The sequence below is a fragment of the Plantactinospora sp. DSM 117369 genome (genome assembly GCF_053764795.1).
Genome location: NZ_CM132446.1, coordinates 9241618 through 9256251 on the forward strand (window position 1 = coordinate 9241618; position 14634 = coordinate 9256251).

The following is a 14634-nucleotide window of genomic DNA, read 5'->3' on the forward strand; positions in this document are numbered from 1 at the left end:
GAATTGCTGAGTCAGGCGTAACATCCCACGAATCCCTGGTTGACCAGTGTCGGGTTGAGTGGGGCCGCGTTCCTCCGCGTTTCCGGCGGAGAGCGCGTTTTCTGTCCGTGGGAGCGCTCCCTGGATCGGGAGTACTGAAAGGAGTCTCGTGGCTGACAGCACGAGCACGAGTGGCAGCCGACGTCGAAGACTGGCGGTACCCCTGCTGGTCCTCGCTCTGGCCAGCGGCGGCACAGCCGCGCCGGGCGTCGCGTCGGCGGCCCCACCGGGCGGTACCGCTCGCAGCGGCGCCGACCTCGGGTTGGCCAAGGACCGGGACCGGCCGGAGCTGACCGGCGGTAGCGGGCGGCGCCAGTTCGACGCCGGGCGTACCCGGCCGAGGCAGCCCGATGCGGAGAAGCGGTCCGCCGCGCCGACCGCACCCGGGCGGTACGTCGTCGAACTGACCGAGGAGCCGGTGACGGCGTACTCCGGTGGGGTGTCCGGGCTGACCCGGACCCGGCCGGCACCGGGCCAGCGGCTGGCACCGGACTCGACGGCGGCGCGGGCGTACCGGAAGCACCTCGACGCCCGACGGGACGCGGTTCTGGCGGCGACCGGTGTCACGGCCGACCAGACGTTCAGCACAGCGTTCAACGGATTCTCGGCCACGCTGACCCCGGCCCAGGTGACTGCGCTCCGGCAGGACGCCCGGGTCCACGCCGTCACCGAGTCCCGGCTGGTCCGTACCGCCCGGGCCACCCCCGGAGGCACGACGACGCCCGGCGGGCCGGCCACCGACCCGACCGGAAGCCCTGCCCCGACGGCACCCGGCGGCGCGCCGACGACCGTCACCGCGACCACGGCCGCGACCGGCGCAACCGGCGCGGCCTCGGCGGGCGGCGCCAGGCCGGACCGGCCCAGACCAGGCACCGGTGCCGGGATGGTGATCGGGGTCCTCGACACCGGGATCTGGCCGGAGAGCCCGTCCTTTGCCAAGCGGATGCCGGCGCCGAGCGGCTGGCGGGGCACCTGCCAGACCGGTACGGCCTTCGTGGCTGAGCACTGCAACGGCAAGATCGTGGGGGCCCGCTACTTCGCCGACACCTACCTGGCGGCCCGGGGTGCCCTGCCGCAGGGCGAGGTGCTCTCCGCCCGGGACATGGGCGGGCACGGTACGCACACCGCCTCGACCGCCGCCGGCCTGCCGATCCGCGACGTCCGCATCGACGGCCGCAGCTTCGGGCCGGTCTCCGGGGTGGCACCCGACGCGCAGATCGCCGTCTACAAGGTGCTCTGGGGTGGCGAGGGCTACGACGCCGACATCATCGCCGGGATCGACGCGGCGGTGGCCGACGGCGTACAGGTGATCAACTATTCGATCGGTCCGATGCTGGGGGACTCGCAGCCGAACACCCCGGTCGGCAGCGCCTTCCTCAATGCCGTACTCGGCGGGGTCTTCGTCTCGGCGGCGGCCGGCAACGACGGCATGAGCGGGATGATCGGCAACGCGGCACCATGGGTGACCACCGTCGGCGCGGCGGTGACCGAGGCCAACGAGGGGACGCTCCGGCTCGGCGACGGCACCCGGCTCGTCGGCGCCTCGCTGGACGTACTGCCCGGCGGTCGGCCCCGCCCGCTGGTCTTCGGCGAGCAGGCCGGTTCGCTGGATGCCTTCGCGCAGTACTGCGAGCCCGGCAGCCTCGACCCGGCGAAAATCCGCGACAAGGTGGTGGCCTGCGCCCTGGGTAACCCGTACACGCAGGTGCAGGAGGTGAAGGCGAAGGGCGGCGCGGCGATGGTCCTCTTCGTCCCCGAGGGCAACTTCCGGGTCAACTCCGTCTACGACTTCCCGGTGCTCTACCTGCCGACCGAGGAGCAGGCCGGCACACTCTTCAGCTACCTGATGCGGCACCCGACCGACGGCAGCGCGCTGCTGACCTCCGGTGGCAACGGCTCCAGCCTGCCGGGCACGCCGAGCGTCGCCGACTTCTCCTCGAAGGGACCGAACCAGGTGGCCTACGGGGTGTTGAAGCCGGACGTCGTCGCGCCGGGCGCGGACATCGTCGCGGCGGTCTCCCCACCGGGCAACTTCGGGCGGGAGTACGACGTCTATTCCGGCACCTCGATGGCGGCACCGTACCTGGCCGGCGCGGCGGCGATCCTGCGGGCGAAGCACCCGAAGTGGTCGCCCGGGGCGGTCGCCTCGGCGCTGCGTACCACCGCCACCGGCACCGAGGGCACGACGTCGCCCCTGGAACAGGGCAGCGGGCTGGTCGACCTGGACCGGGCCGGCGACCCCGGCCTGGTGGTCGAGCCGACCCCGGCCGAACTGACCGCGTTCGCCGAGTCGGCCACCCCGGACGGCCGGGAGGTCAACCTGCCGGCGATCTCGCTGCGGGAGTACGACGCGACGAAGCCGGTGACGCTGACCCGCCGGCTGACCAACGTCGGGACCGCGCGGGAGACGTACCGGGCATCGGTGACCGGGCTGCCGGGCATGCGGGTGACCGTCTCGCCGGAGGCGGTGACGGTGGACCCGGGGCGGACCGCCACGGTGACCGTCACGCTGCGCCGGGGCAGCGCGCCGTGGGACCGCTTCACGACCGGGGCGATCACCTGGCGCAGCAAGGCCCATTCGGTACGGCTGCCGGTGGCCGCCCGGCCGTGGGGGCTGACTCCCCGGCCATACGGAGACGACGGGCTGGAGTTCGGCCGGCTCCAGAACGGTGCCTTCGGGCTGTTGGAGGTCGGCTTCACCGGCCCGGTCGCCGGTCGCTCGACCGGCTACACCCCGATCCGGTGGACGCAGCAGCGCATGCCGGCCGGAGTGCAGGGCGGCGTCTTCGACCCGCACGCCGCCGGAGTACGCGCACACGCCTTCACGGTGCCGACCGGCACCGCCGGGCTGGTGGTGCAGACCGCCTCCGACGACCCCGGCGACGACCTCGACCTCTGGCTGTTCAAGGGCGACGAGTTGGTCTACAAGAGCGCCAACTGGCACAGCCAGGAGCAGGCGTACGTCTTCCTGCCCGAGCCCGGCCGGTACACGGCGTACGTCTTCGCGTACACCGCAGGGGACGCGACGGTCGACTACCGGCTCGGGCACGCCCTGATCGCCCGCCACGGCCGGTACGCCCCTGCGACGCTGACCCTGCCGGCGACGGTGGAGCGGGGCAGCACGCCGTCGTTCAGGCTCCGGCCGGACGGGCCGCTGCCCGAGGGCGAGCACTGGGCGTACACCGAGTTGACCACCGGCGGGGAGGTGATCCCCGGGCACCTGGTCTACACCAGCCAGTCCTCCTGGCCGCAACCGGCAGCCCGGTGAGGTAGCCGCTGAGCCCTCTCCACCTGGACCGCGCGGCGCTCACGCACCGCGTCCGACCCCTGCGATCCACCGCACCGCAAGGGGAGGTGGGAAACGGTTCACCGGTCGGGGCGGAATCGTCGCCCGCCCCGACCGGTGCCGGCCGAGTCACCCAGGGGAGTTTCCGGCCATGGTTCCGGGTTTCCCGCAGCCGCGCCCGGGTAGCAGCGAGGCGAGGTACGGCCGGCCCGGCTCGGAGAGGAGCCCAGGTGACGGATCCGCACCGGTTGCGCGCGGCCTCGGCGGCGGCGATCCGGGGCGCCACCCGGGGAGCGTTCGCCGCGATGGCGATGTCCGGCTTCCGGCAGGTGACCACCGGCCTCGGACTGGTCCGGCGTACCCCACCCGAGGAGGTACTGCGGCAGACCGCGCCCAGCCTGTTCCGGCGGATCCCGGTGGACCGCCGGCAGGCCCTGATCGAGTTGGTCCACTGGGCCTACGGTGCCGGCGGCGGGATGCTCTTCGGACTGCTGCCCCGATCGGTACGGCGGCAGGGCTGGGCCGGCCCGGCGTACGGCTTCGCCTTCTGGGCCGTCTTCGAGGCGGGCCTCGCTCCACTGCTCGGCATCGACGAGCGCCGGCACGGCGGCCGGGAGCGGTTGGCGCTGCTCGCCGACCACCTGCTGTACGGCGTCGTGGTGGCGGCGTCACCCTGGCCGCACGCCGACTGACCCGCCCCCGAGGAGGTACCGGTCGGTGGAATCAATGGCCGCTAACCGGGTAGCCGACAACGGCAACCGAGGGAGGGAGACCGCAATGGGTAAGGTGCACGGTCACGCCGACAACATCGTCTACGACCTCGTGTCGATCCAGTACCACGCCCTCAAGGGCGGTCAGGTCTACGAGCAGTACAAGAGCGACGCCGAGGGACACGACGACATCCGGCAGTTTCTCGACCGCATCCAGCAAGAGGACATGGACCGGGCCCGCCGGGCCCAGGAGTTGCTGGCCAGCATCATCGACGTACCCGTCGGAGCCCGCTGACCGGCGGCGACGCCCGCCCGGTCACGGCCGGGTTCCGCGCCGCGCGCGGCGCCGTCGCCGGATCAGCCACCACGCCGCCAGGCAGAGCACCACCAGCGCGGCGAGGCCGGCACCGGCCTCGCCGAGGTGGTTCTCGATCCGCCGCCAGGAGGCGCCGGCCAGATAGCCGACCATCACCACGGCGGTCGCCCAGGCCGCGCCGCCGAGGGCGTTGAAGAGCAGGAACCGGCGGTACGGCATCCGGTTCATCCCGGCCAGCGCCGGCACCAGGGTGCGGAGCACGCCGACCCACCGTCCCAGCAGTACGGCCAGCGGTCCGTGCCGGTCCACGAACCGCTCGGCGCGGCTCCAGCGCTCCTCGCCGACCCAGCGCCCGGCACGACTGCGCCGCAGCGGCGGGCCGGCCCAGCGACCGATCTCGTATCCGACGCTGTCCCCGGCGATGGCGGCGACGGTGGAGACCACGACCATCGCCGGCAGGCTCACCCGGCCGGTCGCGGCGAGCGCTCCACCCAGCAGCAGCGCGGTCTCGCCGGGCAGGAACAGCCCGACGAACGCGGCGGACTCGCCGAAGGCGAGCCCACCGACCACCAGCAGCGCCGCCCAGCCGGAGAGTGCGCTGAGGGTGTCGATGACGCTGTCCACCCCGGGCCGCCCGTCAGCCGGTACCGGCAGCCGACCGGCCGGCGTCACGGCTCTGCTTGCCGCCGGGCGGCTGGTGGAGTACCCCGCACCCCATCGCACCGATGGGCCGGCGGTGGGCGGGCGTTTCGGCCGGGGCGAACTCCACCCGGCCATCGTGCCCGAGGAGATGCCCCGAAACGCCGTAAATACCCCGACTAGCGCCGCCAGCTCCCCGGCTGCCGGCGGCGGGGGACCCCTCAGGCAGCCGGCATCGCCGGACAGCACTGAGCTGCAACAAAAGGGACTTTCCGGGGCTTGTCCGGCGATAGGCTCGGCGGCGTGCGCCCCACCATCCAGGAGAATCCCCGGCTGCGTCCGGTGGCCGCCAGCGACCGGGTCTGGACCGGCGTGACCACCACCGGCGACGGCCGGGTCTTCGTGAGCTTCCCGTCCGCCGACGGCCCCGGGATCCAGGTCGGTGAGGTGGTCTCGGACGGCCGGGTCGTCCCCTATCCGGACGCGGCCTGGAACGAGGTACGCGACGACCTCGATCCCGAGGGCGCCTTCGTGCACGTGAACGGGCTGCGGATCGGGCCGGACGGCAACCTCTGGATCGTCGACTCGGGAAGTCCCGGCATCGGGCTGCCGGTCGTACCCGGAGGTCCACGGCTGATCGTCGTGGAGCTGGACTCCGCGACGGTGGTCCGGAGCTATGACCTCGGCCCGGCGCTGCGGCCGAACAGCTACGTCGACGACGTCCGGTTCAACGGCCGGATGGGCTACCTGACCGACGCGGGTGCCCCCGGGCTGATCGTGCTGGACCTGGCGACCGGGGCGTGCCGCCGGGTACTCGACGGGCACGCCAGCACCGTCGCGCGCCGCCCGCTGCGGGCCGACGGGGAGATGCTCCGCGACGCGCACGGCCGGGAACTGCGGATCCACGCCGACCAGTTGGAGGTGTCGCCGGACGGGCGTTACCTCTACTACCAGCCCGCCTCGGGGCCGCTGCACCGGATCGAGACGCGCTGCCTCGACGACCCGGAGATCCCACCGGAGATCGTCGCCCGGCAGGCCGAGCCGTGGGTGGACACCCCGACCACCGGCGGCACCGCGATCGACGCGGCCGGAGTGATCTATCTGAGCGACGTGGACCGGCGACGCATCCTGGCGATCGATCTCGATCGCCGGATCGAGACCCTGGTCGCCGACCCCCGGCTGGTCTGGGGCGACGCGCTCTGGCTCGACGGCACCGGTCAGCTCTGGATCCCGGCGGCCCAGCTCAACCGCACTCCGGGACTTGCCGGTGGCGTCTCCAGCGTCGACTACCCGGTGTGGATCTACCGGATGCCGGTCGACGCGGTGCCACCCGCCAACGACCACGCCTGATCCCCCGACCCGTACGGCGGGCCCGGCCCCCGGTACGGGTCGCGCTGACCCCCGTACGGCTGTCACACTGACCCCCGTCCGGCCGTCACCGTGACCCCCGTTCGGTGGTCGGGTCGTGCCGGGCGGTCCGGCGGCCCCCGGGTGGAAGGCAGCCGGCAGACCAACTGCGATCTGGGACAAACCAACCGTTATGCCTCTGCTATTGTTCGCCTTCGATACGTAGGGGCGCGGTCCGGTTCGGACGTGCTGCCACGGCGGCGGAGCAACGGGAGGTCGGGCACACATGTCTGTCTCCCCCGCCACCGCCGGCTCCTCCCCGGTCGGGCCCGCCGGGCCGGTCGACCCGGCGCCGGCCGGCGCCGAGATGCCCGCGGCCAGCGCGCTGGGCTGGGTCTACACGGTCTTTCCGGCCCTACTCCGGCTCACCTGCGGGATCGCCTGTGCGGTGCCGGCACTCGCGGTGCGTACCCCGCCGGTCTCCACCCCGCTGCTCGTCGTCGTGGTGAGCCTGCTGACCGTCTGGTCGGTGCTCTTCGCGGCCCTGGTGATCCGGTGGCGCCGGCCGGGGCCCGCGATGGCCGTCGACATCCTGCTCACCGTCGGCACCTGCCTGCTGATCCGGGACCTGGTCGCCGCCGAGGTACTGCCCGGCGAGGTGAGCTGGGTGGCGATCCAGGCCAGCACCTCGGTGATCGTCGCCCAGTTCATCCTGCCGGCCACCCACTCGGTCCCGGCCGGGCTGCTGCTGGCCGCCGCGTACGGGTTCGGCGCGCAACTGGCCGGCGACGACACCGAGGCGGTCGGGCACGCCATCACCCTCGCCGTGCAGACCGGCTCCGCGGCCGCCCTGGCCGGGGTGGCCCGACGCAGCAGCCGGCTCGCCGACCTCGCCTTCGCGGCCTACCAGGAGACCGCCCGGGCCGCCCTGACCGCCCGGGCCGCCCGGGCCGCGGAGCGGCAACAGAACCGCGACCTGCACGACACCGTGCTCTCCACCCTCACCGTGGTCGGCCTCGGTGCGGTCGCCGGGCGGTCGCCGCTGCTGCGCGAGCGGGCCGCCGCCGACCTGCGTACCCTGGCCGGCCTGGCCGGCGACCCTCCGGCGGCCGGGTCGGCCCCGGCCGGTGAGGTCCGGCTGATCGCCCTCGACGAGCGGCTGCGCACGCTGCTCGGCCGGCTGCCGGAGTTGCGGGCCAGCGCGGCGCTGGAGCCATGCGCGGTGCCGGCCCCGGTCGCCGAGGCGGTCACCCACAGCACCGGCGAAGCACTGTCCAATGTGCTCCGGCACGCGCCCGGGGCCACCGCCTCGGTGCGGCTGCGCCGCAGCGGCGACACCGTCGCGGTCGAGGTGGTCGACGACGGCCCGGGCTTCGACCCGGACACGGTCCCCCGGCACCGGTACGGCCTGCGGGAGTCCGTGCACGGCCGGATGGCGACGGTCGGTGGTCGGGCCGAGGTCTCGTCCGCGCCCGGTCGGGGTACCCGGATCCGGCTGGAGTGGTCGGATGTCCACTGACCTGGCCGGCGGTGCGGCCGGCACCGTCACCGCCACCGTCGAGCGGGGTCCCCGGATCGCGGCGGTGGTGATCGCGTTCGGCTGGCACCTCGCCATCAACCTGCCGGCGGTGCTCGGCAGTTGGCAGCAATACCGGCTGCCCTGGGTCGTCGGCGCCGGCTGGCTGGTCTTCAGCGCGGTGGGTGTGGTCGCCGCGGTCAACCTGCTGCGCGGCACGCCCTCGCCGACCTGGCCGCTGGTCGGGGTACTGCTCCTGGTCGACGTGGCGGTCTTCGCCTCCGTACCGGGGTCGCTGGTCTTCGACTCCGCCAACTTCGGCTGGGCGACGCTGGGCTGGTTCGTCGTACTCCTGCTCTGGGGTCGGCGGATCCCGGCCCTGGTCGCGGTGCTGGCGGTCGGCGCGGCGATCGCCCTGGTCGGGGTACTCGCGCTGCGCGGCGGCGGCGCGGCGGACCTGAGCCGGTACGCGATGGCCGTCTACGGCAACGCGACGCTGCCGATCGCGATGATGATCGCGGTCAACCTGCTCGGCACCCTCGCCGGCTCTACCGCCCGGACGGCCGCGGCCCGGACGGCGATCGAGACCGAACGGGCCGCCGCCGGCCGGACGCACCAGACCCGTCGGGACCGGCTCGCCGCGCTGGACCGGACCGCCGGGGCCATCCTGACCGACCTCGCGCAGGGGCGGGCCGATCCGGCGGATCCGGCCGTGCAGCGCCGCTGCGCCCTGGAGGCGTCCCGGTTGCGCCGGCTGATCGCCGAGTCGGACGACGTGCCGGATCCGCTGCTGCACGAGCTGCGCGCCTGTGTCGACGTGGTGGAACGCAACGGCCTGCCGGTCGACTTCGTGGCCGTCGGCACGCTGCCGCCGCTACCGGTGGAGATCCGCCGGCAGCTCGCCGAACCGCTGACCACGACCCTGGCCGCCTCGACCCGGTGGGCCCGGCTGACCGTGGTCGGCCAACCCGACGAGGTCGTGGTGAGCCTGACCACACCCGGCACGTCGATGATCACATCTGAGCCAGCCGGTCCCGGTGACACCATCGGGAGGACCGGCGACGACCTCCCCGGCGGCGAGGTCGAGTACGTCTACGAGGAGACTGAGGAACTGGTATGGGTGCAGACCCGGTGGCGGGCGGCGTGACCCCGAAAGGATCGCGGATCACGGTCGCGATCGTCGACGACCACCCGGTGGTCATCGAGGGGATCCGCTCGTGGCTGTCCACCGAGCCACGGTTGGCGGTGGTGGCGACCGGTGAGGACCCGGACCAGGTACTCGCCGCCGGCCAGCCGCCGGCCGACGTGATCCTGCTCGACCTGCGGCTGCGCGGCCGGATGGCGATCGACAAGGTGGCCGAGCTGAGCGGTGCCGGCCGGCGGGTGGTGGTCTACTCCGAACACAGCGACTCCGACACCATCCTGGCCGTACTGGACGCCGGCGCGGTCGCCTTCCTGGCCAAGCAGGAGGGCCGGGAGCACTGTGTGGACACCGTGCTCGCGGCGGCGAGCGACCGGCCGTACGTGCCGCCGGCGCTGGCCGGTGCGATCGTCGGTGACCGGCGTACCGGCCGGCCTGTGCTGTCCGACAAGGAGCGCGAGGCGCTGCTGCTCTGGTTCCAGTCGATGTCGAAGGCGTCGGTGGCCCGCCGGATGAACATCAGCGAGCACACCGTCAAGCAGTACGTCGACCGGGCCCGGATCAAGTACGCCCGGGCCGGCCGGCCCGCCGCGACCAAGGCCGCACTGCTCGCCCGGGCCATCGAGGACGGCCTCGTCCGGGCCGACGAGATCGGCAACTGACCGGCCGCACCGCTCGGCGTGCCCTGGCGCCCCGGCTGCTCGCCGCGCCGGAGCGGCAGTTTCCCGCTCCCTGCCCTGACTCTCCGGCCGCCGCAGGGCCGTAGATCCAGCGTCCGCCGCCCAACGGCTGTGCACGGGTCAGCCGAGCGTCCGACCCCCCAACAACCGTCGTGACAGCGGGTCGGAAGTCCGCCAGCCTAGGAGGTACGACGTCCCGTACCCGGGAGGCCCTCCCCCATGACCGAGAACGCGTCCCCGTTCTTCATCCGGCCGCACCGCTTCGACGACCCGGACCAGGACGACACCTACTTCCCCCGGCTCGACTGGCACCGCCGGCTGGTGCTGGACACCGACGAGCGGGTGCTGTGGCGCGACCGGGTCGAGGTCGCCGGATACCTGCTCAACCCCGGCGTCGGGCCGGACGAGTTGGCCTGGTCGCTGCCCCGGCCCGCCGAGGTGACCGTCACCGACCGGCGGCTGACGTACGTCTGTGTGGACTGCCACATTGGACCGGCACCCGGGCTGCAGGCCGATCCGCGGCACCGCCGCCGGACCGGACCGGTCAGCAGTCGGGTGGTGACCGGGCAGATCCGCTGGCAGTGGCCTGCCGGGCTGCGTATCCTCTCCGCCGGCACCGGCCTGGACGCCGATCCGGACGCCACCGGCGAGCGCCTGCTCGTGGTCTGCGACGCGGTACGGGCCACCGGCCGGCCGGCGCTCGCCCTCTCCGGCGGCCCGCTCGACTCGCCGCAGCGCGTACGGCGGTTGGCCACCGTGATCCGGCGGGCGGTGGCCAGGTTCCGGCTCGCCAACCCGGCCATGGTGGAACTGGCTCCGCCGGAGTGGGACGCGCTGCTCACCCGCGCCGGGCTGGCGCTGCACGCCGATGCCCTCGCCGATCCCCGGCGCGGAGTCGACCTGCCCGGATCGCTGCCGGTCGAGTTCGCGCACCGGGACGACTACTACCGTCGCTCGCTGCGCCGCCGGAACGCGCCGACGCCGAGCCGGAGTTCCGCCCCGCCGACCGGCAATTCGTCGACACCGGGCGCGGGTTCGCCGGCACCCGGCCGGAACCTGCCGCCGTCGGGCCGGAACTCGGCGGCACCGGGCCGGTTGCCCGGGGTCCCACCGGCCCGCTGGCCGGAACGGCAGCCGGGCTCCGCCTCCTGACCGGACCGGTCGGGCGCCCAACGCCCCCGGAACCGAACAGATCGACCCACAGCGGCAGGTGTCGCCCGGGCATCGGGCGGGTACCCGTGACGCCGAGGTCGACAGGAGGCGGACATGGGCAACGCGGCCGACCGGTCGAACGGGTACGGTGGGCGCCCCAGCCAGCTATTGGACCGTCTCCCCTGGTTGGTGCGCTGGGCGGTGCTGGCCAGCGCCTGCCTGCTCGTCATCGCCGCCGGGGCGTACGTCCTGGCGCAGATCGCCACCCGGCTCGCACCGCTGAGCATCGCGCTAGCGGCCACCCTGTTCCTGGCCGCGCTGCTCGATCCGGTGGCCAGCCGGCTGCGGCGGCACCGCTTCCCGCCCGCGCTGGCCGCGCTGACCGCCGTACTGCTGCTGCTGGGGCTGCTCGGCGGCGCCGTACTGCTGATCTGGCGGCTGACCGCCGACCAGTTCTCCGACCTGGCCAAGCAGCTCGACCAGGGGCTGGAGCGTACCCGGGACTTCCTCATCAGTGGGTTGCCGATCAGCGAGCAGCAGCTCGACAAGTGGACCCGGCAGGCCGTGACCGGGATCCAGAAGTCGGCGCCCGACCCGGTCAGCGGCGCGGCCACCGTGGCGGAGGCGGTCGGCGGCCTGCTGCTGGTCCTGGTACTGCTGTTCTTCCTGTTGAAGGATGGCCGCCCGATGTGGCGGTGGGTGCTGGACCGGGTCGCCGAGCGGTCCCGGGCCCGGACGGCCGTGGCCGGTCGGGCCGGCTGGCACACGTTGGGCGCGTACACCCGGGGCACGATGATGATCGCCGCGATCGACGCGATCGGCATCGGGGCCGCCCTGGTGATCCTCCGCGTTCCGCTGGCGCTGCCGCTGGCGGTGATCACGTTCCTCGGCGGCTTCGTACCGATCATCGGCGCCACCGTCGCCGGGAGCGTCGCGGTACTCGTCGCGCTGGCCGCGAAGGGGCCGACCACCGCGCTACTGGTGCTGGCGGCGGTGATCGCCGTGCAGCAGACGGAGGGGAACCTGCTCGAACCGCTGATCATGAAACGGCAGGTACGGCTGCATCCGGTGGTGGTGCTGCTGGTGGTCACCGCCGGCACACTGCTCGGCGGCATCGTCGGCGCCTTCGTCGCGGTGCCGATCGCCGCGGTGCTCTACAACGTGGTCAACACGGTGGCGGCGGATCGGCGGGCCCGGACCGGCAACGACGACGATCGGGGCGAGCCGGCCGGCGAGGCGGACGAGCCGGGCCCGGCATCCGGTGACGCCGGCCGGAACCCGTCGGAGAGCTGACCCGCGGCTTACCCCGAGGGTGGCCCGGCCGCCTCGGGTGCGGCCCGGCGAGCGGGTGTGCCGCAGCTACGGCGCGCCGAGCTGGCTGTGCAGTTCGGCGCCGTCCAGGTCGGCGAGATAGACCGGGGTACCGGGCTGGTGCCGCCGCCCCTCGGCCAGCCGGCCGGCGTCCACCGGCTCGTACCCGACCTGCTCGATCAGGTCGGAGACCCGCCGTTTCGCGCCGACGTCGTCGCCGGAGACCGGAATGCCGTAACGGCGCTGCGCCGAGGACTGCCGCCCGTACTCGCGCAGGTGGTCCCAGCGCATCGTGTTGAACGCCTTCACCACGTGCGCGTCCGGCAGGTGCCGCTGGAGCAGCTCGCTGGAGGTGGTCCGGTCCTGGTCGAGTTCGGGCAGGTGGCCGTCCCGCTCCGGGTAGTAGTTTCCGGTGTCGATCACCGTCTTGCCGCTCATCGGCTCGGCGGGCAGTTCCGCGTACCGGCCGACGGGTACCGAGACCACCACCACGTCGCCGAACCGGGCCGCCTCCGCCACGGTCGCCGGATGCACCCGCCCGCCCAGCTCGCCGGCGAGCCCACGGAGCGTGTCGGGCCCCCGTGAGTTGGCCACCGCCACCTCGTGGCCCGCCTTGGTGAACAACCGGGCCAGCGTGCCACCGACGTGCCCGGTGCCGACGATGCCGATCCGCACGGTCCTCCCCCTTCCACCGCCTGGGCGGGGCTACCCGACCGGCCACCCGGCAAACGCCCGTTCCCGCGCCCGGACCGGCGGACATAGGCTGGCCAGACCGCCCCAGGGAGGTGGCAGGGTGACGACCAAGCCGCTGCTCGGCGGCCTGCACACCGCTCCCGCGCTGATCGAGCACCCCGGCCGGCACTCCGGGATCCAACTGGCGCTCCACCCGCTCGGGCCACGCTGTATGCCCGGGCGGTCGCCGCCGGTGCCGAGGTTGTCCAGGAGCCACGGGACACCGACTACGGATCACGCGACTTCCTGGTCCGTGACCCGGAGGGCAACCGCTGGTCGTTCGGCACCTACCGGGGTGCGGCCGCGCCCGCCTGACCAGCACGCCAGGCGGGCCGGACCCGCACCGCGTCGACGGCGGGGCGCCGGCCCGACCGGTGGGGAGGACCGGTGGCGAGGCGGGGGGTTCATCCCCGCCCCGCCACCGGGCCGTTTACTACGCGGTGCTGTAGGTCAGGCAGCGGTCCAACTGGACGCTGTCGTCGTGGCTCCAGTACTCGACGATCCGGTCGCCGTCGACCCGGAGGATGTCGACACCGGAGCAGGCCACGATGATCCGGTGTGGACAGAGGCTGCCCGGGTCGTCGCCGGCCCGGGTGAGCTTCCAGCGACCGGCGATCAGGTCGGGCCCGATGATCGGGCCGACCTCGACGGTGAGCCGCGCGTCCGGGCAGCCGGCGTGCCGGCCGGAGACCCAGGTCAGCAGCGCCTGGCGGCCCCGGACCTGCTCCGGCGACCCGCCGGGCACCGGCAGGTGGGCGAGAACCGTGGGCGCGAGGATCTCCTCGACGAGCGACCGGTCGCCGTTGCGCAGCGCCATCCAGTTCTGCCAGAGCATCGGCCGGGAGTCGACGGGGACCACGGCCGAGCTGTGGTTGGTGTTGATGGTCATCGCGAGAGTCCTCCCGTGGGCGGTGATCCGGCCCGGTCCGCCGATCGCGTCGGCGGCACCACGCCGGCCTCGTCACCCACCATTCTCGGCGCTGGTCAGGACAGCATCCTGTCCGCTTTTCTCGACGAATCCGCTCGTCCGGGCAGTTGCAGCCGGGTCGCCGGCACGTCGAGCCCACCCCGCCAGGCAGGCTCGATCGACCGGGGCGGCGCGGTCTCGTTGGTCGGCGCCGCCCGGCGCATCCGGTCCAGCCGGAACCCGCGCACCTCCTGCCGCAGCCGGCACCAACCGACCAGATACCACTGCCGGCCGGCGCCGAGCAGCTCCACCGGCTCGATCAGCCGGTGCGAGGTGGCGCCGTTGCGGTCCACGTATTCGATCGCCAGCACGGTGCGGCTGAGCAGCGCGTCACCCGCGGTCCGGAGCACCTGCCGGGCGGGCGCCCCCGACGGTTCCGGCTCCAGCGCCGTGAGCCTGATCCGGCCGGCGAGCTCGGCGACGGCCTCCACACCGGACGGTGGCATCACCGCGAGGATCTTGTGCAGCACCGAACGCGCCGCGTCGAGGAACGGGGTGTCGGCCATCGTCTCCAGCGCGACGGCGGCGGCGATCGCCTCGCGCGGGGTGATGTTCACCGGCGGCAGCGTGTAGGCCCGGTCCAGCACGTAGCCGCCGCCCCGGCCCAGCTCGGGATAGATGGGCACGCCGGACTCCTGTAGGGCGCCGATGTCCCGCCTGATCGTGCGCGCGTCGACCTCGAATCGGTCGGCGAGCCAGCGTGCGCTGCGCGGTCGGGGTGCGACCGCGCGCAACTCCTCCACCAGGGCATAAAGCCGATCGGTACGGTTCACCTGCCAAAACTACCGGTCCGGTACG

The 14634-nt window shown here is 73.7% G+C and carries 14 protein-coding genes; 10 read left to right on the plus strand and 4 right to left on the minus strand.

Annotated elements, in window-relative coordinates; all coding sequences use genetic code 11:
• The first annotated feature begins 148 nt into the window (after nt 1-148).
• The 3 genes from ACSMXO_RS39625 (at nt 149) to ACSMXO_RS39635 (ending at nt 4330) form a co-directional block, all read left to right on the plus strand.
• Entirely contained in the window at nt 149-3307 is a 3159-nt protein-coding gene (locus ACSMXO_RS39625) for a S8 family serine peptidase (RefSeq protein WP_455415874.1), read from the plus strand.
• Nucleotides 3308-3555: 248 nt separating this feature from the next.
• Complete coding sequence (locus ACSMXO_RS39630; protein ID WP_455415875.1) at nt 3556-4017, plus strand: hypothetical protein; 462 nt, start codon at nt 3556-3558, stop codon at nt 4015-4017.
• An 85-nt stretch (nt 4018-4102) separates the two neighbouring features.
• Nucleotides 4103-4330, plus strand: coding sequence for a hypothetical protein (locus tag ACSMXO_RS39635; RefSeq protein ID WP_455415876.1), 228 nt, complete (start codon nt 4103-4105; stop codon nt 4328-4330).
• 21 nt (nt 4331-4351) lie between these two features.
• Here ACSMXO_RS39635 and ACSMXO_RS39640 read toward each other — a convergent pair whose 3' ends face one another.
• On the minus strand, nt 4352-5023 hold the full coding sequence (locus tag ACSMXO_RS39640) for a DedA family protein (protein WP_455415877.1): 672 nt from the start codon (nt 5021-5023) through the stop codon (nt 4352-4354).
• Between the two features lie 270 nt (nt 5024-5293).
• Here ACSMXO_RS39640 and ACSMXO_RS39645 point away from each other — a divergent pair, with 270 nt between their 5' ends.
• The 6 genes from ACSMXO_RS39645 to ACSMXO_RS39670 all read left to right on the plus strand — a co-directional run bounded on the left by ACSMXO_RS39645 (nt 5294) and on the right by ACSMXO_RS39670 (nt 12119).
• The gene (locus ACSMXO_RS39645; protein ID WP_455415878.1) at nt 5294-6340 is read left to right on the plus strand and encodes an SMP-30/gluconolactonase/LRE family protein; all 1047 of its coding nucleotides are present in this window, start codon (nt 5294-5296) and stop codon (nt 6338-6340) included.
• Nucleotides 6341-6623: 283 nt separating this feature from the next.
• Nucleotides 6624-7856: a sensor histidine kinase gene (locus ACSMXO_RS39650; RefSeq protein WP_455415879.1), complete on the plus strand. Its 1233-nt coding sequence runs from the start codon at nt 6624-6626 to the stop codon at nt 7854-7856.
• Nucleotides 7846-9000 (plus strand): hypothetical protein, encoded by a 1155-nt coding sequence (locus ACSMXO_RS39655; RefSeq protein WP_455415880.1) that lies wholly within the window; start codon nt 7846-7848, stop codon nt 8998-9000. Before ACSMXO_RS39650 ends, ACSMXO_RS39655 begins: the two co-directional genes overlap by 11 nt.
• Entirely contained in the window at nt 8970-9656 is a 687-nt protein-coding gene (locus ACSMXO_RS39660; RefSeq protein WP_455415881.1) for a response regulator transcription factor, read from the plus strand. Before ACSMXO_RS39655 ends, ACSMXO_RS39660 begins: the two co-directional genes overlap by 31 nt.
• 237 nt (nt 9657-9893) lie before the next feature.
• Nucleotides 9894-10826 carry a hypothetical protein gene (locus ACSMXO_RS39665; protein WP_455415882.1) on the plus strand — a complete coding sequence of 311 codons (933 nt, stop codon included), beginning with the start codon at nt 9894-9896 and terminating at the stop codon, nt 10824-10826.
• A 114-nt stretch (nt 10827-10940) separates the two neighbouring features.
• Nucleotides 10941-12119 carry an AI-2E family transporter gene (locus tag ACSMXO_RS39670; RefSeq protein ID WP_455415883.1) on the plus strand — a complete coding sequence of 393 codons (1179 nt, stop codon included), beginning with the start codon at nt 10941-10943 and terminating at the stop codon, nt 12117-12119.
• A 66-nt stretch (nt 12120-12185) separates the two neighbouring features.
• Here ACSMXO_RS39670 and ACSMXO_RS39675 read toward each other — a convergent pair whose 3' ends face one another.
• Nucleotides 12186-12812 (minus strand): NADPH-dependent F420 reductase, encoded by a 627-nt coding sequence (locus ACSMXO_RS39675; RefSeq protein WP_346257199.1) that lies wholly within the window; start codon nt 12810-12812, stop codon nt 12186-12188.
• 225 nt (nt 12813-13037) lie between these two features.
• Between ACSMXO_RS39675 and ACSMXO_RS39680 the strand changes: the two genes are divergently transcribed.
• Nucleotides 13038-13184 carry a VOC family protein gene (locus tag ACSMXO_RS39680; RefSeq protein ID WP_455419414.1) on the plus strand — a complete coding sequence of 49 codons (147 nt, stop codon included), beginning with the start codon at nt 13038-13040 and terminating at the stop codon, nt 13182-13184.
• Nucleotides 13185-13302: 118 nt separating this feature from the next.
• Here ACSMXO_RS39680 and ACSMXO_RS39685 read toward each other — a convergent pair whose 3' ends face one another.
• Together ACSMXO_RS39685 and ACSMXO_RS39690 are read right to left on the minus strand one after the other, a co-directional pair.
• Nucleotides 13303-13758 (minus strand): nuclear transport factor 2 family protein, encoded by a 456-nt coding sequence (locus ACSMXO_RS39685; RefSeq protein ID WP_455415884.1) that lies wholly within the window; start codon nt 13756-13758, stop codon nt 13303-13305.
• 95 nt (nt 13759-13853) lie between these two features.
• Nucleotides 13854-14609 carry a helix-turn-helix transcriptional regulator gene (locus ACSMXO_RS39690; protein WP_346257197.1) on the minus strand — a complete coding sequence of 252 codons (756 nt, stop codon included), beginning with the start codon at nt 14607-14609 and terminating at the stop codon, nt 13854-13856.
• Nucleotides 14610-14634: the final 25 nt, after the last annotated feature.